Genomic DNA, 22,707 nt, shown 5'->3' on the forward strand with positions numbered 1-22,707 from the left:
GTGACGAAACCTCTCAAGGAGCACCAACATGAACAAGACATCCTTCCTCGGCAAGTCACTGGTGGCAGGTCTCATGGCGGCGTCGCTGCCGCTGATGGCGGGTCAGGCACAGGCCTCCGATTACACGATCGATACCGATGGCCAGCACGCCTTCATCCAGTTCAAGATCAGCCATCTGGGCTATTCCTACGTGCTGGGGCAGTTCAAGGAGTTCAGTGGTGATTTCTCCTATGATCAGGGGAAGCCGGAAGATGCGAAAGTGTCGGTAGAGGTCGATGTCGATAGCCTGGACAGCGCCCACGCCGAACGCGACAAGCACATCAAGTCGGCCGACTTCTTGGATGTCTCCCAATATCCGACGGCGACCTTCACCTCGACTGGCTTCGAGTCCACTGGCGATGGTTCCGGCAAGCTGAAGGGCGACCTGACGCTGCACGGCCAGACACAGCCCGTGACCCTGGATGTGGATCATATCGGCGGCGGTGAAGACCCGTGGGGCGGCTACCGTCAGGGCTTTGAGGGTACCACCACGCTGAAGCTCGCCGACTACGGCATCGATACATCCAAGCTCGGCCCGAATGCGGCCACCGTCGATCTGTATCTGGTCATCGAAGGTATCCGCCAGTAAGGACGGCAAGCGCAGGGCACTGGTGCTGATTTCAGTATCGACAGCGTGCACTGACGCCGTGGGCTGAGCGCAAGCGCTCTGCAATCCGACCCCATGCCTCTCGACACAAACGCCCCTGCCATTTGGCAGGGGCGTTTGTGTTTGTGCAAGGCGCTCGCGTCACATGGGGCGTCGTTCAGGCGTCAGCCGCGCAATGCCAGATAGCCGCCCGCCCCGATCATCAGGCCGCCGGCGCTGCGATTGAGGCGTTTGACTGCCTTCGCCGAGCGTAGATAGCGGCGGACACGGCCGGCGAGATAGCCCACCGGCACCACGCCCAGCAGCAATGCGCTCAGGTTGAGTCCGGCGGCGATCACGATATCGCTGCCAGACAGCCGGGTGATATCCATGAAGGTGGGCAGGAAGGCGATATAGAACAGGATGACCTTGGGGTTGGATGCCGAGATGAGAAAGCCCTGTAGAAACCCTTTCCACCAGTTGCCACGTAACCTGGGGACTTCAGCTTCCTCCAGTGTCGGTGAGCTCGTCCATAACTTGTAGCCGAGATAGAGCAGGTAGGCGGCGCCCAGGATGCGGATGACCACGAAGACTTCGCCCCAATGCGTGGCCAGTGCCGACAGGCCGAACACCGCCGCCAGCATGTAGCAGACATCACTGAGACTCATGCCTACGGCCATCGGCACGCAGGCATTGCCACCCTGGCTCATGCCGCGCGCCAGCAGCGCGAGGATGCCAGGCCCGGGGGTGATGCCAAACAGGAAGATGGCAATGAAGAAGGTCAGCCCGCTTTCAAAGGTCATGAGAGGTCCCTGATGCATAGAGGGAAGGACAGCGCCGCCAAAGCGACGATGCAATCAAGCGTGTCTCGACGACAGGCGAGAGCGCCAAGCGCGAGACACCAGAGTAATGCAAAGCGCGGCGGCGCGGGAGAGCAGAACAAGAGGAGGGGATCAAGGAGGAGAAATCGAGAACAAGGAAAGAGTGAAGAGAGCAGAAGGAAGAGGAGAGAAGAGAGAGAAGAAGGAAGAATCGTGTAACAGGGCAGATGCATGATTCAAGGCAAGCGCGAAGCGGGCGCTCTGTGGCATATAAAAGCGCCAGCCGGTGGTCCGGCTGGCGCTGGGTGCTGCACATGCACGTTTTCGTCGGCGCGCATCTTGTGACAGTGCGTCACCTGATGGCAGGTTCTCCTTCTTCTTTCGTGTGTCTGACGCCATGAGGCTCGGGCGCTCAGGTACTCAGGTATTCAGGCACTTGGGTACTTAGATACTCAGGTACTCTGGCGCTTGGGCGCTCAGGGATGCAGGCGCTCAGAACAGGGTTTCACGTATCGGGGGGCATTGGCATCGTGGCTTCTGCGCGGCGGGGCTTCAGATGAGACGACGCCGCAAGTTGCGATGCGTCTCGCTGCGATGGCTCGCGAGCAATCCGTTGCTCACTCGCAGTCGTTGAGGACGGCGTCCGGGAAATGCCGACGCAGCATGCGGTTCTGGAACTCGTCGATGAACGAGCAGTTGATGATGATGATGAAGCGCTCGAAGTGCTCGCCGGCGTTCTCCTGGGTGATGGAGCTGACACTGTGGAACAGCTGGTCATCGTGGATGTGCAGGACCTCACCCGGTGCCAGCTCCGTGGTGGTCAGCAGCTCCTTGCCTGCCTTGTCCTGATAGAGGGTGTTGATGGCACCGCTGACATTCTCGCGGTTGAGCACCAGGATGCTCAGGTACTTGCAGCCATCGGCGTGGATGCCCTGACCCTGGAGAGGGTCGATGGTGCCATCACCGCGCACGCCGGTGATCTGCATCAGGATAGGTTCACGCGGGCCGATACCCCACATGTCGGCCCAGGCCTTCACGAAGGCGCGCACATCCTCGCGTTCGGTGAAGCTCTCTTCCAGCGGTGCGTAATAGCGCAGACGGTCAGCCATGCTGGCGGCGTCATTGAACTTGCCGCCCTGCGCCATCGGACATTCGCCCAGCGTCTCGACTTCATGCTGGTCGTTCAGGTGCAGCCAGGACATGCGCTTCCAGCGGGTGTTGACGTAGGGGTCACGCGGCAGGTCCTTCAGGAAGCCCTGCCAGGCCTCGAGGTCGATCTGGGAGGTGATGGAAGCCTTGCTCCAATGCTGGCGTGCCAGCTCCTCGTGGACTGCCTCCGGCCAGTACTGCGAGGCAAGCGGCAGGCGCAAGGGGGTGGTGTCCGTCTTGGGGGTCGGATAGTGCTCCACCAGGCCGCCCTGTTCCAGGGTGATCTTGCGGGAAGAGTCGGCCAGTTGACGTACGCCACGATTTGCGATGTTCATATGAAATTCCTCGACGTTTTGTGCGCTTGGGCGCAAATGGAAGGTGTTGCGTTGGCAACGTCGAGGAGAATGGGAAGGTGCGCACGAGATAGTCAAACCCGTACCATGGCGGTAACACGCTAATCTCGCGCAAGTATCATCAATATGGGTACATGGCCAATATCGAGGTATGAGTAATCTAATCGACTGGTATTATGTAAGTCATTAGCGCTATTCTTCGCCCTTTGCAGACGAGCAGCGCAACGCAGGTTCAGGCCGTCTGGCACTGCATGAAGCGTTGAGGATAGTTATCGAGAGGCGCTGCAAGACGCTGGGTTTACGCGCAGCAGACCCTTAGACTTTTCTCATGACGACAAGAACTCGTTCTGCGTGTGAGAGAACTCGTTCGAAGTGACATTCCGTCACGAGTTGATCTGCCCCGCCGAAGTCCGGCGAACAGGCGAAGGACGGCAGCGGAGGTATCCTTCAACATGGCTAAAGGGTTCCGCCAGGCCAGCAGGGCCGCCGGAATATTGTGCTCTCGTCCCGTCATCATTGCCGTGGTACTGACGTTGATGGTGGTGGTGATGTGGGGCCAGAGCATGCTGGGTCGATGGCCAACCGCGTTACTGATGGTGATTCTTGGCGCAACTGCGGGCATCATGCTATCTCGCAAGCGTCAGGTGTCACATCATCAGCATACGCAGGAGGCGGTCATGCAGACGAGTATGGTTGGCCTCTCGACCAGCAAGGGACTTCCCGTCAGTGATCAGCGCTTTCGAGAGCTGTTGGAAAGTCTGCCGCGCGTCGCCGTTCAGGGCTATGACAGCCAGCGCCGCGTCATCTACTGGAACGAGGCCAGCGAGCGGCTATACGGCTATAGCGAGCAGGAAGCTCGTGGACGATGCCTGGAAACTCTGGTGATCCCGGAGACGATGGCAGATGTCGTGGTGGACGCACACCATGCCTGGGTCTCTCAGGGTATCGAGATCCCCTCCAGTGAACTTGAGCTCAAGCACAAGTCAGGCGCCCCCGTGCCTGTCTTTTCCCACCATGTGATGCTGGGAGAGCGCACTGACAACCCGCTGATGTTCTGTATCGACATCGATCTGGCGGGTGAGCGCAAGGTCCAGCGTGATCTGGATTACATGACGCGTTTCGACCCCCTGACGGAGCTGCCCAATCGCCAGACCTTCGAGAGCGAACTCGGTGAGGCGCTCAGTGAATGTCAGCGTCATGACGACACCCTTATGGTGCTGTTTCTCGATATCGATCATTTCACCGAGATCAATGACACCCTCGGTTACGAGATGGGTGACCGCGTCATCCGTAGCGTGGCCAAGCGTCTGCAGGGCTTCCAGCGCAATCAGGATCTGCTCTCGCGCTTTGGTGGCGATGAATTCGTGCTGGCGATGCCACGTCTGGATTACGAGAGTGATGCCCTGTCGGTGGTCGAGCGCATTCGTCAGGACTTCCAGCGACCCTTCGAGATCGAAGGGCGCCAGTTGCTGCTGCGTCTGAGTATCGGCATCAGCCTGTATCCCGAGAATGGGAGCGAGGCGGCCGAGCTGGTGCGCAATGCCGATGTCGCCAAGCATCGTGCCAAGCTGGCCGGGCGCGATGGCTATCAGTTCTTCAATCAGGAAGTCCGCAACGAGATGCTGCATCAGCACCATCTGGCCGGACGTCTGCAGTCGCTGCTGAATCAGGACGGCGGAGGGGAATTGTCGCTGCATTACCAGCCGCAGGTGGCGGCGCGCAGTGAGCGCATCGAATCCTTCGAGGCGCTGCTGCGCTGGCATTCTCCCGAGGGTTATATTCCGCCCTCCGACTTCGTGAAGGTCGCCGAGCGCACCAATCTGATCGAGCGTCTGGGAGACTGGGTCATCCGCCAGGCGTGTCGTCAGCAGGCCGAATGGCGCGCCATGGGGCTGAAGGGCTACCGGATCGACATCAACATCTCCGGGCGCCAGGCCATCAGTTCGGACGTCTTCACCCGCCTTGAGGCCTATGTCGAGGAATACGGGCTGACACCGCGGGACATCGGTATCGAGCTGACCGAGAACGTGTTGATCGATGCCGATATCAAGGTACGCGACAGCCTGCGGGCGCTCTACGACCGTGGCTACAAGATCGCCATCGATGACTTCGGCACTGGCTATTCCTCGATGAGCTATCTCAAGTTGTTGCCCGTGACGGCGCTCAAGATAGATCGCTCCTTCGTGATCGAGTGCGCCCAGGAACCCAAGGATCGCGCCATCATGGAGGCTACGGTCTTCCTTGGTCATCGCCTCGGGCTGGAGGTGGTCGCGGAAGGGGTGGAGAACGAACAGCAGCTGGAGTTGCTGCGCGAGATGCGTTGTGACCTGATCCAGGGCTATTACTTCTACAAGCCGATGGCGGCCACGGATATTCAGCGACTGTTACTCGGTGGCAACAATCCGCCAAATCGCGCCTCGGGGGCTCTCGCCTCGGACAAGGGCGCTGCAGCCCCTGGCTGTCACTGATACCGGTCGGCCATGCGAGCGATTGATGGTGCTTCTCCAGCAAAGGTCTGTTGCTGTTTGGGCCCTTTTTTGTTCGCGGACTAAAAGATATGATGCTGACAGTTGAAACGCGTCAGGCCGTCACCCTTCATCTCGAGTCCTCCATCTCGGATAAGGACTGGCCACCTGACGTGAAGTCTTCGAGTCGAGCCAGCCATGGCTCCTCGATCATTTCTGCCGAGGGTGGCTGCGTCGTTCAATGCGCAGGGTTGTTCGCCCATCCTCGCTTCCAGCCTGCGTTGCAGGTTGCGATGGTTCCTTGAGCGGATTCACGATCTTTCCGGCGCTATCCTCTGGATACATGTCCGGGCAAGCCAGTCCTTGTGACTGGCTTTTTTTATGCCTGTCACAAAGTGTGGCTAGTGGGGCGGTGCCGTCGCCAGCTCCCGGGCGAGCCATTCGCCCAGCGCCTCGGCATGCGGGTGGCGAGCACGAGCGCGGCCGACCTGCGGCAAGGTCAGCGTCAGGCATGCCTCGGTCTCGACGAAGCCCCAGGGGGCCACGAGACGCTTGCTGCGCAGGTCTTCCTCCACCAGATAGTCCGGCGCGATGCCGACGCCCAGCCCGACCAGTGTCGCCTCGAGCAGGTAGTTGAGGTGTTCGAAGCCTTGCGCGTAATCAAGCCCCTCACTGGATAGCCCCTGGCGTGAGCACCAATCCGGCCAGGCTTGCGGGCGTGATCGGGTATGCAGCAGGGGCAGGCCCAGCAGAACCTCGGGGGAAGGGGGACTGGATGCCTCGCTCAGCCACTCGCTGTCGGGCCGCAGGACGGGCCCGATGCGCTCGGTGCCCAGCACGCGCGTCTCCTGATGCTCGGCGTCATCAAAGGGCGGCGTCTGGAAGCGCAGGACACCGTCCACGCCATTGCGCAGCCCTTCGTTGTCATCACTGGCGGTCAGGTGCAGCTCGAGTTCCGGCAGGGCGTCCTTGAGTGCCCCCAGTCGCGGAATGAACCAGCGTGCCAGAAACGACCCCGGGCAGCTCAGCACGAAGGGCGCCCGCGCATCACTGCGTGCCAGTGCTCCGCACACGCGTGCCAGGCCGCCAAGGTGATGACGGGTCGCGGTCGCCAGCTCACGGCCGGCCTGTGTCAGTGTCAGGCCCCGCCCGGCGCGATCGAACAGGCGTGTGCCGAGTGCGTCTTCCAGCTGGCGGATCTGACGGCTGACGGCCCCGTGAGTCACATGCAGCTCCTCTGCGGCGCGCGAGGCGCTCTCATGGCGAGCCGCCACATCGAAGGTGCGCAGTGCATTGAGGGGAGGCAGTAGCTCGGTGCGCTCCATGGTGTGTCTCCTGAGCAAGTGCTGGACGTGTCATTGGCATGGAAAGAGTGGCTGCGCGGCAATGACTGTCTCGACCATGTGTGAGTTTTTCTCACACATCTTGGCGATTTTATCGTTTTTCTTCCAGTGCCTGCAGCGCTAGGATGATCACCATATCGCTGGCCCCGCAGATGCCTTGCGCAGTATGTGAGACCAGCCACTGACACGATTCGAGGAGTTCAGCATGAGCCAGACGACTGCTACCCCCAGCCTGCGCCAAGGGCCTGATGCCAAGGGTTTCTTCGGTGATTTCGGCGGCCGCTTCGTTGCCGAGACGCTGATGCCGTTGATCCTGCACCTTCAGCGCGAGTATGAAGCCGCCAAGCAGGACCCGGCATTCGCCGAGGAGCTGGCTGGTCTGTCCGCGGACTATGTCGGCCGCCAGAGCCCGCTGTATTTCGCCGAGCGTCTGACCGAGCAGCTGGGCGGCGCCAAGATCTATCTCAAGCGTGAAGACCTGATGCATACCGGGGCTCACAAGATCAACAATGCGCTGGGCCAGGTACTGCTCGCTCGCCGCATGGGCAAGCAGCGCATCATCGCCGAGACCGGTGCCGGCATGCACGGTGTGGCGACTGCCACCGTGGCGGCGCGTTTCGGGCTGGACTGCGTGATCTACATGGGCTCCACCGATATCCATCGCCAGCAGCCCAATGTGCAGCGCATGCAGCTGCTGGGCGCCAAGGTCGTGCCTGTCACCGCCGGTGATGGCACGCTGAAGGATGCCATGAACGAGGCGCTGCGTGATTGGGTCACCAACGTCGATGACACCTTCTACATCATCGGTACCGTGGCCGGGCCGCACCCGTACCCGCAGCTGGTGCGTGACTTCCAGTCCATCATCGGTCAGGAAACCCGCGTGCAGCTGCAGGAGAAGGAAGGGCGTCTGCCGGATTCGCTGGTCGCCTGCATCGGCGGCGGTTCCAATGCCATGGGCCTGTTCCACCCGTTCCTCGATGAGGAAAGCGTCGAGATCATCGGTGTCGAAGCCGCTGGTGAAGGCCTGGAAACTCCGCGTCATGCCGCCAGCCTCAAGGGCGGCCTGCCAGGCGTACTGCATGGCAACCGCACCTTCCTGCTGCAGGATGAAGAAGGTCAGATCGGCGATGCACACTCCATCTCCGCCGGTCTCGACTATCCGGGTATCGGTCCGGAACACGCATGGTTGCATGACATCAAGCGTGCCGAATATGTCGCCGCGACCGACCAGGAAGCGCTGGACGCCTTCAAGGTGCTGTGCCGTCTGGAAGGCATCATTCCGGCGCTGGAGTCCTCCCACGCGCTGGCGGAAGTCATCAAGCGTGCACCGGGCCTGCCGAAGGACCACCTGATGGTGGTCAACCTGAGCGGCCGTGGTGACAAGGACATGGCCACCGTGACTCATCACCTGGCCGACGAACTGGGCCTGAACCCTGACGGCGAGTAAGCCCGGGTCTGTCACGTGTTGCCCGGCGTCAGAATCGTCAGTCGCTGACTGAATTTGAGCGCCCCATGCCTTCTTCGCCTGCAGGTGTCATCGATGCCTGCAGGCCAGCAAATTCGGAGTCTATTGATGAGCACTTCCGCTATCGACACTACTGCCAGCAGCCGTCTTGACCGTCGCTTCGCTGCCGTGCGCGCCGAGAATCGCGCCGCGCTGGTGACCTACATCACTGCGGGCGACCCCGGCTACGATGCCAGCCTCGCGACCTTCCTCGGCATGGCGGACGCCGGCGCCGATGTCATCGAGCTGGGCATGCCGTTCACGGACCCGATGGCCGATGGTCTGGCCATTCAGCATGCTACCCAGCGTGCCCTGAAGGCCGGCCAGACCATGGATCGCACCCTGGCGATGGTCAGCGAGTTCCGCAAGCGCGATCAGGACACTCCCATCGTGCTGATGGGCTACTACAACCCGATCTATCGTCGTGGCGTGAGCCGTTTTCTCGAGCAGGCAAGCGAGGCCGGCGTCGACGGCCTGATCGTCGTCGATCTGCCGCCGGAGCACGATGACGAGCTGTGCATCCCGGCCAGCGAAGCGGGCATCAGCTTCATTCGCCTCGCTACGCCGACCACTGACAGCGAGCGTCTGCCGGGTGTGCTGGCCAACACCTCGGGCTTCCTCTACTACGTCTCCAGCAATGGCGTGACCGGCGGCGCGGCACCGACTGCCGAGAAGGTCGAGGCCGAGGTCGGTCGCATTCGTGAGCATACCGATATTCCGGTCGCGGTCGGCTTCGGTATCCGTACCGCTGAACAGGCGGCACGGATCGGGCGTTTCTCCGACGGTGTGGTGGTCGGTTCTGCCTTGATCGACCTGCAGGCCAATGCCGAGACGCCGGAGCAGGGTACTCAAGCCGTGCACGCCCTGACCCGTGAACTGGCTGATGCCCTGAAGACCGCGCGTCAGTGATCGCTGGTTAGCGGTCAGCATGCCCCTCGCAGGGGCGATAGTTAGATAGTTAGATAGATAGGCTGCAACGCCTCGAACCCTGTTCGGGGCGTTGCTGTTTGTAGGGCACGCGCTATCGGCACGACGCGGCGTGTCACGTCCATCGCCTCGTTCTCGCGCTTACTCTCAAGCTCAATCTTGCGAAGCACGCGCTGGCAGGATCTCGGCCAACCAGTGTGCTATCCGCCCGCGTACCTGCTCACTGTCGTGCCATTGCAGCAGCAGGTGGGGTGCCTCGGGCAGGTAATGAATCTCGAGCGTATCGCGTGAGGCGCTCGGCCAGTCGCTGACCAGTTGCTCGATGGCCACCCGGGGCACGGTGTTATCGCGATCACCGTGCAACAGCAGAGTGGGCGGCAGTCGTGTATCAGCAGAAAGTGCTGCGATGTCATCGCTGGCATGATCCGTGAAGCGAATCAGGCCGTAATAGGCATCAAGGCGCACGGAATGCACGACGCGGGAATCCTCGGCCAATCGCCTGGCGGCCGCGGGCTGAAGTTCTCCGTCGGGGTACCTGCGTGGCACCTCCACGCTGGTCGCGGGGATCAGGTGCGCCGCCGTCGAGAGTCCTGCGTTGTACAGATAGCGCCAGCGGATGCCGCCGCGGACGCCCGGGGCGGCGAGCAGGCTGCCATCGATCGACAGCTCTGGGTGCTGGGCGAGGGCATTGAGTATCACCGAGCCGCCCATGCTTTCGCCCGCCACGATCAAGGGGAGGTTCGGGTGGTGCTGGCGCAGTACCGTGATGGCGTCCACCAGATCCTCGACCAGCAACGGGGACTCAGGCCATCGCCCTTGCTGGCTGGACTCCCCGAAACCGCGTTGGTCATAGGCGTAGGTCACGATGCCTTGTCCGGCCAGCCATGGGCCCAGATCGGCATATGCCAGGCGAAAGTCGCCGTAGCTGTGCAGGCCAAGCAGCATGGCGCGTTGAGGGGTTGCCTGCGCAGGTTGCCAGGACTCCCATGCCAGCGACGTGGCGTCGCGGGTCACGAGATGGCGTGAGGCGGAGGATTCATCAAGGTAAGGGGCCTGGTGGATGTCATTGTCCGCAAGGTAGTGCGGCCCGCATCCCGATAGCAGCATGCAGAGTGTGACTGACACAAGGGGCAGCAGAGCGTTCAAGGAGTGGCTCTCCGTGGCGAATGGCGTGATGTGTGTACTACGCCCGACGCTGCCGTGTGGATCATGCTGTCAGGGCATCTGAAATGTGAGCGCTGTCAGTGTTGTGGGAGTGAACGCGCTCGATTCAAAGGCCTGTGCGGAGCTCGAGAGTCGAATGATGATCGACGCCAGTGCCGATCGAATGACGCTGGACTCATATTCAACGCATCGCAGTGGGTTAATATCACTGAGATATAGGCCGCATACTGGTGCCGAGGATCCGGCACGCTGGTGCTGGTAATTCGCCGAGTCCTGAGGCTCGGCATGTCATCCAGCCAGGATCGCAGAGGAGTCTGCTGAGGATACGCCAGTGAGTGACACCACATCGTTTGGCACCATGCCGAGCACTTCCCGGCCCGCCAATGGCCAGGAAGCCGAAGGCTTGTTGAATCAGCTGCTGGATCACACCAGCAACGGCGTCTGTTGCTACGACCTCGAAGGGCGCATTCGCTGGGTCAACCCCGCCTTTGAGCAGCTTCTCGGCTATCGAGAGCAGCAGGTGATCGGCAAGGTACCCAGTGAATTCCTGATGGGGCCGGCATCCGATCTGCTGGTCATCACCCGATTGCGTGAACAGCGCCGCCGCGGCGAACCCAGCGATGAGGAGCTGGTGCATTACGACAGCAATGGCCAACCACTGCGATTGCGGCTGCGCTGCATTCCGCTCAAGGATTCCAGGGGGCGGGTGGAAGGGTATCTGGGGCTGCAGACGGACATTACCCAGATGCACCGGGCCTTGATGTTGAGCCACTCCCAGCTTGAGCTGCTGGAAGCTGTGGCGGCAGGCCAGTCTCTGGACAAGACATTGCGTGATCTGTGCCTGACCATCGAAGGCGCCGCGGTTCAGGTGCGCTCCTCGTTGTTGCTGCTGGATGATGTGGGCCGCACCATCGTGGCAGGTCAGGGGCCCAGTCTGCCGGCAAGCTTCATGCTGTTCACCCGCGGCTTGAAGATCGGGGAAGGCGTGGGCACCTGTGGGACGGCGATGTGGCGGCGCAAGCCGGTCATGACGCCTTCCATCGCGCAGGAACCTGCCTGGGAGGGCTTCCGTGAGCATCCGCATGCGTTGGGGCTGGATGCCTGCCTCTCGATGCCGATTCTCGATGGCGACGATAACCCCCTGGGCAGCTTTGCCTTCTATGCCGAGACAGGCGAGGTCTTCGATGCGACTCACCATGGCTTGCTCGAAGTGGCGGTCAAGGTGGCCAGACTGGCGATCGAACGCTATCGACGTGACCAGCAACTGACGCATCAGGCCTTGCACGACTCGTTGACCGGCTTGCCCAACCGGCGCCTCGTGCGTCGTCATCTCTGTGAGCTGGCGGAGCAGGCCCAGCCCAGCGAGATGGGCGCGCTGATGTTCCTGGATCTCGATCACTTCAAGCGTCTCAACGATATCCTCGGACACGATGCCGGTGACCTGGCGCTCAAGCAGGTCGCCTCGCGTCTGGCAGAGATGCTGGGCCCGCAGGACTTCCTCGCGCGCCACGGGGGAGACGAGTTCATCGTGCTGCTGGCACCGAGAGCCGGTGGGCCGCGCGAAGCGGCTAGCCGAGCGCGCCAGGTGGCGGAGCAGATGCTGGAGCGACTGCAGGAGCCGCTGGAGCTTGAAGGGCGAACGCATCAGTTGACCGGCTCGTTGGGCATCACGCTCTATCCGCGTCACGAGGAAGGCTATGGCGCCTGCTCTCAGCAAGTGTTGCCAGCTGGCAAGGCCGAGCATGACGAGATCGACAGAGAGGAGGGCGATGCCTGGAGTCACCTCCTGCATCAAGCGGATATCGCGCTCTATGAGAGCAAGGGGGCCGGGCGTGCACGGCTGTGTTTCTTCGCGCCCGAGATGCGCCAGCGCATCATCGATGCCGCCCGGATGGAACACGCGCTGCGTGAGGCCGTGTCTCGCCAGCAGCTGAGTGTCCACCTCCAGCCGCAATTTTCCCTGCCCGAAAGTGGTGAGCCGCAATTGTGTGGCGCCGAGGCATTGCTGCGTTGGCATGACCCGCAGCTGGGGATGGTCTCGCCAGCGACCTTCATCCCCATCGCGGAGGAGTCCGGACTGATTCTCGAGCTGGGGCATTGGGTGCTGGAGCAGGTCTGTCGCGAGCTTGCCGCCATGACCGCCCGAGGCTATGCGCTACCGATGGCGGTCAATGTCAGTCAGGTGCAGTTTCGTAGCAGCGAGTTCGTGCCGCAGGTCACCAGGCTATTGGCGCAACATGACTTCGCGCCTGAGCTCTTGCGTATGGAAATCACCGAGAGCCTGGCGACGGATGATGAAGCGGCAATGCTCGAGAAGATTGACCAGCTGGCGGCCTTGGGCCTGAGTTTCTCGATTGATGATTTCGGCATCGGCTACTCGAATCTATCGCGTTTGCGTCGTATGCCGCTCAAGGAGTTGAAGATAGATCGCAGCTTCATCAATGACCTGTCTCATGAGGAATCGCCAGACACGCATACCACGGGCAACGAGATCGTGCGTGCCATGCTGATGATGGCGAGCGCCCTGTCACTCGATGTCGTGGCGGAAGGCGTGGAAGAGACGGAGCAACTCGAAGTCTTGCGGCGCATGGGTTGCTCGCGAGTTCAGGGTTACCTGCTGGGGCGCCCGCGCCCGATGGCAGAGGTGATTGGCGACGCGGAGGCCCGATTGTCGAAAGGATAGGGAAGGCATGTTCATGAGGCTGTCTCAGCCAGCCAGGGAGCATGACACCGAAATCAGGCGTGGAGCATGCTCTCAGGATATTGATCCAATGCCTCAAGCATGTGGCTGATGACAGGGGCGTGATGCTGACGGCGCAGCAATTGTCGGGTTTATCTCGCCACTTCAATGGCTTATACTTCCGCTCGCTACGCCCCCTTAGCTCAGCTGGATAGAGCGGCCCCCTCCTAAGGGGCAGGTCGCAGGTTCGACTCCTGCAGGGGGCGCCAGCAACCCCACCCTCTGGACGACGTCGTCTGTCCTGCCTTCTGCGTCATCGCCTTATCTTCTTCTCAGTACCGTTCGTTGTGTGCTCAGCCCTCGCGGTGAGCAGCGACTGTCCTAGCTTCAGACCCGACTTCCGAGCTTGGTTTCCGCACTTGATTACCCTATCCGATACTCGATCAATAATGCCCTGACTCTTGGTCTGGACATCGTATCGCCGTGTCTGTCAATTGTCTTTTCACTCAATCGTATTGTCAGCTAATCGTCTTGCCAGCCAATCGTCCTGCCAGTTCAGCGTCGCGGGAAGGCGCAAGAACAAGCCCTGCAGGAAAGTCTCTCGATAAATGCAGGGCTTAGGGTGTCAGCGAGATTCTGATGTCACGGCATCAGTAGGCAGGGACAGAAACTCCTGCATGATGCGGGTATCGCGGAAGCGTTCGATCAGCTCCGGATCCGAGTCGAGTGCCGGCGGGTTGGCGAGACCTTCACGAATCTTGGCTGCCAGCGCCTCGATGGAGTCTTCGGAGATCAGGCGCGCTTGATCATGGATCAAGACATTGCGAATGCCGCCGGGGACATCCGGTGCCACGCACGGCGTGCCACAGCACATGCTCTCCACCAGCACGATGCCGAAGGCCTCACTGCGTGAACTGAGCACGAACAGGCGGGCGTGCTTCATCCACGGGTAGGGGTTCAGGCGGCTACCGATCAGGTGGACCCTGTCGCCGACGCCCAGCTCGCGGATCAGCGCTTCGGTGGCTTCCCGCTTGGGGCCATCACCGACGATGACGAGGTCTTCCTCGATGCCTGAGGCGAGGTATGCCTTGATCAGCACATCCTGACGTTTGACGTCCGAGAGGCGACACACCTGTACCACGTAGGGGCGGGAGGGCAGTTCCACCTCTTCCTCTGCCATGGCGGCGATGGCATCCAGATCACAGACATTGCCGATGGTCGCGAGTCTCGCTGCCTTGATCCCGTGATGGTCCAGCAGGCTTTCCAGTTGCTGGCGCACATTGTCGGTGTTGCACACGACCTGTTTGCCGCTATACAGGCGGCTCAACAGGAAGCGTTGCCGCCAGCCCTGTTTCAGGTCGCCGGGCCATGACACCGCCACCTGCCACAGGCGAGGGTCCCGCCACGACCAGAAGGTCTCGAAGGCGCCCTGGCCGCGCGTGATGACCCGATCGATCGGGCCGTGTTCCTTCTCCAGGCGCGCGATGAAACGGCGCAGGTAGTGACCGCCGTAATAGCCTCGCCAGACGTATCCTGAGCCCTTGATCCACGGAGCCAGCAGCAGGCGAGTGAACAGGTCGTAGAACAGGCCGATGCCCGTCTTGCGAAATGCCTTGTCGAAGTCGACCTGATGAAGGTGCACGCCGGCATCCGGGACGAGCTCCAGTTCGCCCTTCAGTACCAGTACATGGACCTCATGGCCTTCGCGGTGCAAGACATTGGCGAGATTGACGGTATTGCGTTGGATACCGCCGATGTTGAGCTTGCGGACGATTAGCAGGACGCGTTGTTTCATGGCTGAGGTCTATGTCGGAAGTGGAGTCGATGTGCACAAGTCAGTCACGTTGAAGCCTTGGCTGCTCAAGTCGATCAAGTGTCGGTCTTTCTCTTCCCCATGACCTCTTTCCTCGCCATGTGCCGTTCCTTGGCCCCTCGATGCAGGCGCCATTCTACGCCGATCCATTTGGCGGAGGAAATGCGTGGCGGCGGGCCATCAGCGGCATCAGTGCGCGGTTCATCCGCACCGAGAAGTGCCTTTGGCGAGTGAGTGAGGCATTATCTGCACCATTGCTTCGTCAGTTCTTTCTCCTTCGCCAAGATATTCTTCATGCCTGAGCCGAAAACCTCGTCCCGCGCTGGCGCTTCCCGCGTTCGCCGTGCCACCGCTGATCGTCATTTCGACGGTCTGGCCGACAAGTTCGAACGTGGTTTCTACACCACGGAGCGCGGTCGTGTTCGCCTTGCGCTGACCCAGCGCCTGATGGATGAGCGTTTCTCGCATTTGCCGCCTTCCCCGGTACTGGAAATCGGAGCGGGTCTCGGGCAGACCGCTCATTGGTGGCTCACGCGCGGACACCATCTCACGCTGGTCGAACCCTCTGGCGAGATGCGTGAGCGCGCGAAACGCTTCCTGAGCACTGCCGCGCCGCAAGGCCAGGGGTTGTCCGCTGGTACGATGGCTGACCCATCCCAGACGGCTCAGGCGGCGTCAGATCCGCAGGTGCCTGGTCAAACCGACGCGCTGTCGAATGATGAGCCGTTCGCTGGGCGGCTGGTCTGGGAGGGGCGTGATCTGCAGGGCTTCGCCGCCGAGACTGATCAGCGGTGGCCGGTGGTGGTGTGCCACGCTGTGCTGGAGTGGCTGGTCGATCCCCGGGAGGGTTTTGCATTGCTCGCGAAGTTGCTGGCGCCCGGTGGCGTCATGTCGCTGAGTGTCTTCAATCGCGATGCGCTGGCGTTTTCCAATGTCAGCAAGGGCAATTTCGACAAGGTACTGGAAGGGCGCCTGGCAGGCTGGGGTACCGGCAAGCGCTTGACGCCCATCTCGCCGCTACGCGATGGCGAGATACGTCAGTGGGCCGCGGAGGCGGGGCTTGAGGTGCGTGAGCTGACCGGGCTGCGCGTCTTCCACGACTATCTGCGCTCACGCGACCCGCTGAGCGAGGCTGATATGCAGAAAATGCTGGCGCTCGAGTGTCAGCACTGGCGCACGCCCCCCTTCGTCTATCTGGGCCGCTATCTGCACTATGAGCTGGTGCGCCCGGCCTGAGGCGGCCCCGCACAACCGCATTGTTTCGATATCCGGCGCTCTCGCCGTTGTCCGTATCTTCCTACCCTGTTGGAGTCTTCATGTCTGCTCAAACCCCCGCCTGTCAGCTGCTCGAGCGTCAGGACAGTGATTTCCGTGATTGGCTGTGGGTCGCTGCGCCGCGTGATGACTGGTGGCTGTCATCGGACCGTCAGCGGCGTGTCTGGGGGCATGACACCGGTATCGTGAATGCCGCGCGGGAGGCCGGGCACCGGGTCAGCCATGCGGTGTCCTTCGCCGATGCGCGAGCTGACGACACCATCGCGCAAGCCGCGGGTGCCATCGTGTTCTGGCCCAAGGCGCACGCGCTGGGCGAATGGTGGCTGGTGGCGCTGTGTCAGGTGTTGCCGGCCGGTACGCCGATCAAGGTGGTGGGCGAGGTCAACGGTGGCATCAAGCGCGCTGAGCGCATCCTCAAGGCGCTGGGGATGACGGCGCGCAAGGACGATACCGCGCGCCGTTGCCAGCTGTGGTCATCCGCCACGCGTGAGTTGACGGCCGAACAGGCCGCCAGCAGTGAATCGCCACTGGCAGTGGCTGGACAATGGACAGAAGGCTGGGGCGAATTCGAGGCGCTGGAGATGCGACTGACCAGCCATCCGGGACTGTATGGCAATGCCAAGCTGGACCCGGGTACCGCGCTGCTGCTGGAGAACCTGCCGACCCGTGGCTACAAGCGTGCGCTGGATATCGGGGCGGGTGATGGCATCATCAGCTGCTGGCTGGCGCGTCACGGTGCGCGCGTGATGGCAGGCGACGTCAGTGCCTTCGCGGTGGAGGCGACCCGTCGCAGTCTGGCGCTCAACGGGCTTGAGGCGGACGTACGCCTGAGTGATGTCTTCGCGGCGTTCGAGGGGGAGCGGTTCGAGGCCATCGTGGCCAATCCGCCGTTCCATCATGAGCGCGATATCGATTACGGACCGGCGGCGCGCCTGATCAGCCAGGCACCGGATCACCTGATGCCCGGCGGCACCCTGACGCTGGTCGCCAATGCCTTCCTGCCGTATCCCGGTCTGCTGCAGGCGGCCTTCGGCGAGTTTGAAGTGCTCGCGGAAACGCGCCAGTTCAAGGTCTATCGTGCACGCAAGGCGCGCTGATTCCCTGCGACCTGAGCCTCTGCGGCCTGATGCCCAGCTCGCCGCTTATGCCTCCGGCGACTGATAGCGGATGGCCGTGATGATGTAGGTCGTCTCGCCACCCGGCGCGGCCACGCTCACCTCGTCATCCAGCCCCTTGCCCAGCAATGCCTGAGCAAGGGGCGCATCGACGCTGATCCAGCGGCGCGGATTGTCGGTCTCATCAGGGCCGACGATGCGAATCTCCATCTCCTCTCCCTGCTCGTCCTCCAGCGTCACGAAGGCCGCGAAATAGACGCGCTCCAGATCCGCGGGCAAGCGATCGACGACTGTCAGCTCATCCAGGCGTTTCTCCAGATAGGCGATCCTGGCGATGGTCTGATTGAGCGCCTTCTTATTGTAGGTGTAATCCGCATTCTCGCTGCGATCCCCCATGGCGGCGGCCTCGCCCGTCTTGCGCGAAAGCTCCGGGCGCCTCACGCGCCTCAGGTGGTCGGCCAAGCCCTTCATCTTCGCGTGGCCCTGCGGGGTAATCACGTTGCTCTTCTTTTCCTGGCGCGGGTCCGTCTTGGGGTCGCGCCAGCGTGTCATGTTGCGACCTTGCATGGTCTGCTCCGCTGGTTCTGTGGGTAAGGCTCAAGGCGTCGTGTGCGATGTTCGCTAGCGTTGAGACCTGCGACCAAGGGTGATTGGCGGCCGATTCAAACGTTCGTTACAGTCAGTGTGTGCTCGCCGGAACACTTGTGCGTCACCCATGCCGAATCTGCCAACAATAACGAAAATCAGGGAGCTGTCCATGCCCATGCTGCCATCCTCACACCCGTCTTGCCGTGTCATATCCCGTTGCTGTCGCGTATTGCTCTCCGGAGGCATGGCGCTGGGCATCACGCTGGCCGGCATGACCGGAGTCCATGCTGCCCCGGGCGATGATGACGTCTTCCCGCTCTCCAAGCGCTGGGCGCAGATCAATTATCAGGTCTCCGGTGATGCTCAGGAAAAGGGCATGGAGGCCCTGGGCAAGGAGGTACGCGCGCTGGCGGATCAGTATCCGGACAACGCCCATGTGCTGACCTGGGAAGGCATCATCCTGGCCTCATGGGCCAAGGCGCGCGGTGGCCTCGGAGCGCTGGATCTGGCCAAGGAAGCCAAGGCCACGCTCGAGAAGGCGATCACGCTCGACCCCAAGGGCGACAATGCCTCCGCCTATGTGACGCTTGGCGCGCTCTATGACAAGGCGCCCGGCTGGCCGGTGGGCTTCGGGGATGATGAGAAGGCGGGAGAAGTGCTGCGCAAGGGGCTTGAGGTCAACCCGACGGGCATGGATACCAATTATTATTACGCCGATTATCTGGCCTCCGAAGGCCGTGATGAGGAAGCGCTCAAGCATGCGCGTCTCGCTCAGGACGGGCCGCCGCGTCCCAACCGTGAGCTGGCCGATCAGGAATTGCAGAAAGAGATCGCCGCGCTGATCAAGCGCCTGCAGTGAGTCTCTGGCATCCGTATCGCTTGCATGGCTGTCAGAAGCGGAGACTGGCTGGAGCGATCATCAGTGAGCCCTGCAAGTGAACGGCAGCGCTGGCGTCAGGCGCTGTTCTAACAGCCTCGAATGAATTCCCGAATCCCTGAATGACTGAGTCCTTGAGCCCCATGGCCCGAGCGGAGATCCCGCTCGGGCCGTGTCGTTTATCGCTCTGTGGATGAGAAGTCGCCCAGGTGCCTCCAGGCGGCGCCTTGAATGGCGCTGATGACTGACTCGGTAAGGCGCGGCATGCAAGTTTGCAGGTGACGGGCTGGCCAGTCTCGCGGCAGGACAGGATAATGCCTGCTCAGCCAAGGAGGATGCATGAGCGAGCAACAAGAGCACGTCGCAGGGCAACAGGCCTTCGCACATGATGATGTCGAACTGGTCGAGGCCAAGGTGTTGCAGGACGGCTTCTTTCGCCTCGAGCAGCGCGAATTCCGCCACCAGCGTTTCAACGGTGGCTGGAGCGATGTGATCCATCGCGAGGTGCATGTCCGTCACGATGCGGTAGGCGTATTGCCCTACGACCCGGTCAACGACCGCGTGGTCTTCGTCGAGCAGATTCGTGCCGGCATGCTGGAAGACGCACGCACGCCCTGGAGCCTGGAGCCGATTGCGGGGCTGGTGGACAAGGATGAACAGGCCCATGAGGTCGCGCGCCGTGAGGCGATCGAGGAGGCGGGGTGTGAGCTGACCGACCTGATCGAACTGTACCGCTACTACCCGAGCCCCGGCGCCTGCACCGAGGAGGTCACGCTGTTCATCGGTCTGTGTGACAGCAGTGGGCTGGGCGGCGTGCATGGTCTGGCCGAGGAGAATGAAGACATCCGTGTGCATGTGCTCGATTTCCAGGCGGCCCTCACGCTGCTGGAACAAGGGCGGTTGGGCAACGCGATGGCCATCATGGCCATGCAATGGCTGCTGCGTGAGCGTGCCTCGTTGCGCGTCATGCATGCCTGAGGCAGTGAAGGCGAAGCTTGGCAATCCCCCGTGTCTCACGCAGGCTTCCTCAACCTGCGCGTCAGAGCTGCTATTCTAGAGGCTTGCTGAAAACCGGCAGCCAGCAATGATCACTGTCTGCGCCAGTGTCCGTATCGGCCTCGGTTTTCGTCTCAGCTTCAGTCCCGAGAGCTGGACTCGATAGTCGATAGCCGAGAGTTGATAGCCGAGAGCTTATCGCCGACAGCCTGAGCGCTGGCGCAGCGCTTGATTTATCGCACGTCGCCCGCATCTTGCCACGCACGATAGCGGGCGTGCTTTGACAGACAACATGCCAATGTTCTGAGATTCGCAAGGAGATCGCCCATGCAGGTCAAGAAAGCCTATGTGGCTGACCTAAAAGCACTCCATGCCGAGTGCGGGTCCAATTATCTGCGCCTCACGCGCATCCTCGGCAAGGCCGAGGCCGGTGACAGCTTCGCCTTCCCGCTGGCGGGCAATCAGGGCCACTTCGGCACGCTGCTGCTCGAGGTGGTCGAATGCGCGCCCTATACCACCATGGTCACGGTCGCCCAGACCGGCGTGCTGGACCACATCATCGATTCGCCGCGCATGAGCGTGCATCTGTACCACGACGTGCGCATGGCGGAGGTCACCGACTTTCAGCGCCAGCGTCACTTCTCAGGGCGCAATCGTTACCCGAATCCGCGCATGCACCAGCCGGACGAGAAGCTTCAGCTCAATCGCTTTCTCGGCGAATGGCTGACCCATGCCCGCGCCTTCGGGCAGGCGGATGTGCCGGAGTTGCCGTGACGCTCAAGGCTGGCATGGCGCACAGGCGCTGACACCCGATGGATTTCCCGTCTTGATTGACAGAACCGCGATGGCCCGGCCGTCGCGGTTCTGTTCATTTCCCTGCTGCTCGAGAGACCGATGCGACTGATTCAGATAAGTGATTGCCATCTGCGCGCCGACCCTGATGCGCGTTCACGGCTGGGCTTCCCCTGGCGTCAGCTGGAGGCGGTGATGGCGCATGCCTCGCGCCTGCGGCCTGATATCCTGCTGGTGACCGGTGATGTCAGCCAGGATGAGAGCCCTGCCTCCTATCGCATGGCGGCAGAGCTGTTCGATGGCCTGGGCTGCCCCTGGTTCTGGTTCGCGGGCAACCACGATCATCCTGAATTCATGCAGGAGCTGCGTCCCTTCCATCACGAGCTGGATCTGGACGACTGGCGACTGCTGTGTCTGGATTCGCGCGTCACCGGGCAGGCCGGGGGGGAGCTTGGCGAGGAGCAGTTGAGCGAGCTTGCGCAGTCACTGGCGCTGTCCGTCGAGCTGGACCCGCGCCCGATCCTGCTGGCCATGCATCATCATCCGCTGCCGATCGGCTCGGACTGGATGGATGCGCTGGGCCTTGCCGACCGCGATGCGCTGTGGGAAACGTTGCGTCCGTACCCGCAGGTGCGGGCCGTGCTGTGCGGGCATATCCATCAGGCCTTCACGCAACTCATGCCGTGTGGGCAGGGCAGTGTGGCCGTCTATGGCGTTCCCTCCACCTCCGATCAGTTCGCTCCGCTGAGCCATGATTTCGCCGTGGATGAGGCGGCGCGCCCCGGCCTGCGCGTGGTGGATCTCGATGGCGAGCATCTCGAGACCTGGGTGGAGCGGGTCACGCTCTAGCCAGTCTCGCAAGGAAGGGCGGGCAAGCTCGCCCCATGCGCTGGCGCTGCCTCGGCGTCAGCATGAATGTTCTGGGCGTCAGCATGAAAGTTCTGGGTGTCAGCGTGAATGTCCTTGGTCTTCCTGAATGTGGCGCAAGACCCACAGGTATCAGGTATGCCTTTTTGGTCTTAAAAGATAGTTTCTGATTCTTTGACGTTATCAAGGCGGGGCGAGTACCGTGTAACCATTCGGCGTGCTCCCTCGGGGCATCCATCTGTCGCTGACAGAGCGCGCCACTGACTTCACGGGCCGCCTCTCGGGGCGTGTCCCAACGCTCACGAGGTTGCCGCACGCGATGCTTACCCCCGAACGTCAGACCCACCTCAAGCAGCTTGAGGCCGAATCCATTCACATCATCCGTGAAGTGGCAGCGGAATTTGCCAATCCGGTCATGCTGTACTCCATCGGCAAGGATTCCGCCGTCATGCTGCACCTGGCGCGCAAGGCCTTTGCGCCGGGCGTGCCGCCGTTCCCGCTGATGCACGTCAACACCACCTGGAAATTCCAGGAAATGATCAAGTTCCGCGACGAGATGGCCGCGGAAGTCGGCATGGAGTTGATCGAGCACATCAACCAGGAAGGCGTCGAGGCGGGCATCAACCCGTTCGATCACGGCAGTGCCAAGTACACCGACATCATGAAGACCGCCGGTCTCAAGCAGGCACTCGACAAGCACGGCTTCGATGCCGCCTTCGGTGGCGCACGTCGTGATGAGGAAGCCTCGCGGGCCAAGGAGCGTGTCTACTCCTTCCGTGATCAGTACCACCGTTGGGACCCCAAGAATCAGCGTCCGGAGCTGTGGAACATCTACAACTCCAAGATCAACAAGGGTGAGTCCATCCGCGTCTTCCCGCTCTCCAACTGGACCGAGCTGGACATCTGGCAGTACATCTATCTCGAGTCCATCAAGATCGTGCCGCTTTACTACTCCGCCGTGCGTCCGGTGGTGAAGCGTGACGGCCTCGACATCATGGTCGACGACGACCGTCTGCCGCTCAAGGAAGGCGAAGTGCCGGAAATGAAGTCCGTGCGCTTCCGTACCCTGGGTTGCTACCCGCTGACCGGCGCTGTGGAATCCACCGCCGCGACCCTGCCGGAAATCATCCAGGAAATGCTGCTGACGCGTACCAGCGAGCGCTCCGGGCGTGCCATCGATCACGACCAGGCAGGCTCGATGGAGAAGAAGAAGCGCGAAGGTTACTTCTAAGGTCGCCCCAGCACATTGCCTGCAGGCGCCGCCACGCGGCGCTTGATGACTCGAACGAACAATTCGCCTGATGAGTCGGCTCGCAGCCTCACGAGACACTGGCTCGCGACACTGGCTCGCCA

18 protein-coding genes and 1 tRNA gene are annotated in these 22,707 nt (G+C 61.8%); 13 read left to right on the plus strand and 6 right to left on the minus strand.

All coding sequences use genetic code 11. From position 1 onward, the window contains the following. Positions 1-28: 28 nt before the first annotated feature. Positions 29-628 (plus strand): YceI family protein, encoded by a 600-nt coding sequence (locus tag U0O11_RS05105; RefSeq protein WP_043336921.1) that lies wholly within the window; start codon positions 29-31, stop codon positions 626-628. A 182-nt stretch (positions 629-810) separates the two neighbouring features. Here U0O11_RS05105 and U0O11_RS05110 read toward each other — a convergent pair whose 3' ends face one another. After that, entirely contained in the window at positions 811-1,428 is a 618-nt protein-coding gene (locus U0O11_RS05110; RefSeq protein ID WP_213113872.1) for a LysE family translocator, read from the minus strand. A 635-nt stretch (positions 1,429-2,063) separates the two neighbouring features. Beyond that, entirely contained in the window at positions 2,064-2,930 is an 867-nt protein-coding gene (locus U0O11_RS05115; protein ID WP_084589647.1) for a 2OG-Fe dioxygenase family protein, read from the minus strand. Positions 2,931-3,625: 695 nt separating this feature from the next. Here U0O11_RS05115 and U0O11_RS05120 point away from each other — a divergent pair. Next, positions 3,626-5,416, plus strand: coding sequence for a putative bifunctional diguanylate cyclase/phosphodiesterase (locus tag U0O11_RS05120; RefSeq protein ID WP_279836720.1), 1,791 nt, complete (start codon positions 3,626-3,628; stop codon positions 5,414-5,416). 398 nt (positions 5,417-5,814) lie between these two features. Here the strand turns inward: U0O11_RS05120 and U0O11_RS05125 are convergent, their stop codons facing one another. Next, positions 5,815-6,738, minus strand: coding sequence for a LysR family transcriptional regulator (locus tag U0O11_RS05125; RefSeq protein WP_054554924.1), 924 nt, complete (start codon positions 6,736-6,738; stop codon positions 5,815-5,817). A gap of 223 nt (positions 6,739-6,961) precedes the next feature. On the opposite strand from U0O11_RS05125, the gene trpB reads away from it, so the two are divergent. Both trpB and trpA read left to right on the plus strand, forming a co-directional pair. Next, positions 6,962-8,203, plus strand: coding sequence for a tryptophan synthase subunit beta (gene trpB, locus U0O11_RS05130; RefSeq protein WP_324691968.1), 1,242 nt, complete (start codon positions 6,962-6,964; stop codon positions 8,201-8,203). 126 nt (positions 8,204-8,329) lie between these two features. Continuing rightward, complete coding sequence (gene trpA, locus U0O11_RS05135) at positions 8,330-9,169, plus strand: tryptophan synthase subunit alpha (protein ID WP_324691970.1); 840 nt, start codon at positions 8,330-8,332, stop codon at positions 9,167-9,169. Positions 9,170-9,340: 171 nt separating this feature from the next. Here trpA and U0O11_RS05140 read toward each other — a convergent pair whose 3' ends face one another. Then, positions 9,341-10,294, minus strand: a complete 954-nt coding sequence (locus U0O11_RS05140) for an alpha/beta fold hydrolase (RefSeq protein ID WP_324691972.1) — start codon at positions 10,292-10,294, stop codon at positions 9,341-9,343. 388 nt (positions 10,295-10,682) lie between these two features. Between U0O11_RS05140 and U0O11_RS05145 the strand changes: the two genes are divergently transcribed. Both U0O11_RS05145 and U0O11_RS05150 read left to right on the plus strand, forming a co-directional pair. Continuing rightward, on the plus strand, positions 10,683-13,034 hold the full coding sequence (locus U0O11_RS05145; protein WP_324691973.1) for a sensor domain-containing protein: 2,352 nt from the start codon (positions 10,683-10,685) through the stop codon (positions 13,032-13,034). A gap of 189 nt (positions 13,035-13,223) precedes the next feature. After that, positions 13,224-13,300 (plus strand) — tRNA-Arg (locus U0O11_RS05150). A 356-nt stretch (positions 13,301-13,656) separates the two neighbouring features. On the opposite strand, the gene U0O11_RS05155 is transcribed toward U0O11_RS05150, so the two are convergent. Further along, positions 13,657-14,826 (minus strand): glycosyltransferase, encoded by a 1,170-nt coding sequence (locus tag U0O11_RS05155; RefSeq protein WP_324691975.1) that lies wholly within the window; start codon positions 14,824-14,826, stop codon positions 13,657-13,659. A 312-nt stretch (positions 14,827-15,138) separates the two neighbouring features. Here U0O11_RS05155 and U0O11_RS05160 point away from each other — a divergent pair, with 312 nt between their 5' ends. Further along, on the plus strand, positions 15,139-16,080 hold the full coding sequence (locus U0O11_RS05160) for a methyltransferase domain-containing protein (RefSeq protein ID WP_324691976.1): 942 nt from the start codon (positions 15,139-15,141) through the stop codon (positions 16,078-16,080). Between the two features lie 80 nt (positions 16,081-16,160). Continuing rightward, positions 16,161-17,216, plus strand: coding sequence for a methyltransferase (locus tag U0O11_RS05165; protein WP_324691978.1), 1,056 nt, complete (start codon positions 16,161-16,163; stop codon positions 17,214-17,216). Between the two features lie 45 nt (positions 17,217-17,261). Here U0O11_RS05165 and U0O11_RS05170 read toward each other — a convergent pair whose 3' ends face one another. Then, positions 17,262-17,801 (minus strand): GreA/GreB family elongation factor, encoded by a 540-nt coding sequence (locus U0O11_RS05170; protein ID WP_175088083.1) that lies wholly within the window; start codon positions 17,799-17,801, stop codon positions 17,262-17,264. Between the two features lie 190 nt (positions 17,802-17,991). Here U0O11_RS05170 and U0O11_RS05175 point away from each other — a divergent pair, with 190 nt between their 5' ends. From U0O11_RS05175 to cysD, 5 genes are all read left to right on the plus strand, one after another. Then, the gene (locus U0O11_RS05175) at positions 17,992-18,681 is read left to right on the plus strand and encodes a tetratricopeptide repeat protein (protein ID WP_324691982.1); all 690 of its coding nucleotides are present in this window, start codon (positions 17,992-17,994) and stop codon (positions 18,679-18,681) included. Between the two features lie 357 nt (positions 18,682-19,038). Further along, on the plus strand, positions 19,039-19,677 hold the full coding sequence (locus U0O11_RS05180; RefSeq protein WP_284727647.1) for an NUDIX domain-containing protein: 639 nt from the start codon (positions 19,039-19,041) through the stop codon (positions 19,675-19,677). A 345-nt stretch (positions 19,678-20,022) separates the two neighbouring features. After that, a complete protein-coding gene (locus tag U0O11_RS05185) occupies positions 20,023-20,469 on the plus strand; it encodes a DUF1249 domain-containing protein (RefSeq protein WP_043337025.1) in 447 nt (148 codons plus the stop codon). A gap of 120 nt (positions 20,470-20,589) precedes the next feature. Further along, positions 20,590-21,336, plus strand: coding sequence for a metallophosphoesterase (locus tag U0O11_RS05190; protein WP_324691984.1), 747 nt, complete (start codon positions 20,590-20,592; stop codon positions 21,334-21,336). A gap of 337 nt (positions 21,337-21,673) precedes the next feature. Further along, positions 21,674-22,585, plus strand: a complete 912-nt coding sequence (gene cysD, locus U0O11_RS05195; RefSeq protein ID WP_054557074.1) for a sulfate adenylyltransferase subunit CysD — start codon at positions 21,674-21,676, stop codon at positions 22,583-22,585. Positions 22,586-22,707 lie beyond the last annotated feature (122 nt).

Source organism: Cobetia sp. D5, assembly GCF_035666195.1.
Classification (GTDB): Bacteria; Pseudomonadota; Gammaproteobacteria; order Pseudomonadales; family Halomonadaceae; genus Cobetia; species Cobetia amphilecti.

Coding starts and splice junctions, on each gene's coding strand:
- U0O11_RS05105 (WP_043336921.1), top strand. CDS start 29: ATGAACAAGACATCCTTCCTCGGCAAGTCACTGGTGGCAGGTCTCATG.
- U0O11_RS05110 (WP_213113872.1), bottom strand. CDS start 1,428: ATGACCTTTGAAAGCGGGCTGACCTTCTTCATTGCCATCTTCCTGTTT.
- U0O11_RS05115 (WP_084589647.1), bottom strand. CDS start 2,930: ATGAACATCGCAAATCGTGGCGTACGTCAACTGGCCGACTCTTCCCGC.
- U0O11_RS05120 (WP_279836720.1), top strand. CDS start 3,626: ATGCAGACGAGTATGGTTGGCCTCTCGACCAGCAAGGGACTTCCCGTC.
- U0O11_RS05125 (WP_054554924.1), bottom strand. CDS start 6,738: ATGGAGCGCACCGAGCTACTGCCTCCCCTCAATGCACTGCGCACCTTC.
- trpB (WP_324691968.1), top strand. CDS start 6,962: ATGAGCCAGACGACTGCTACCCCCAGCCTGCGCCAAGGGCCTGATGCC.
- trpA (WP_324691970.1), top strand. CDS start 8,330: ATGAGCACTTCCGCTATCGACACTACTGCCAGCAGCCGTCTTGACCGT.
- U0O11_RS05140 (WP_324691972.1), bottom strand. CDS start 10,294: ATGCTGCTATCGGGATGCGGGCCGCACTACCTTGCGGACAATGACATC.
- U0O11_RS05155 (WP_324691975.1), bottom strand. CDS start 14,826: ATGAAACAACGCGTCCTGCTAATCGTCCGCAAGCTCAACATCGGCGGT.
- U0O11_RS05160 (WP_324691976.1), top strand. CDS start 15,139: ATGCCTGAGCCGAAAACCTCGTCCCGCGCTGGCGCTTCCCGCGTTCGC.
- U0O11_RS05165 (WP_324691978.1), top strand. CDS start 16,161: ATGTCTGCTCAAACCCCCGCCTGTCAGCTGCTCGAGCGTCAGGACAGT.
- U0O11_RS05170 (WP_175088083.1), bottom strand. CDS start 17,801: ATGCAAGGTCGCAACATGACACGCTGGCGCGACCCCAAGACGGACCCG.
- U0O11_RS05175 (WP_324691982.1), top strand. CDS start 17,992: ATGCCCATGCTGCCATCCTCACACCCGTCTTGCCGTGTCATATCCCGT.
- U0O11_RS05180 (WP_284727647.1), top strand. CDS start 19,039: ATGAGCGAGCAACAAGAGCACGTCGCAGGGCAACAGGCCTTCGCACAT.
- U0O11_RS05185 (WP_043337025.1), top strand. CDS start 20,023: ATGCAGGTCAAGAAAGCCTATGTGGCTGACCTAAAAGCACTCCATGCC.
- U0O11_RS05190 (WP_324691984.1), top strand. CDS start 20,590: ATGCGACTGATTCAGATAAGTGATTGCCATCTGCGCGCCGACCCTGAT.
- cysD (WP_054557074.1), top strand. CDS start 21,674: ATGCTTACCCCCGAACGTCAGACCCACCTCAAGCAGCTTGAGGCCGAA.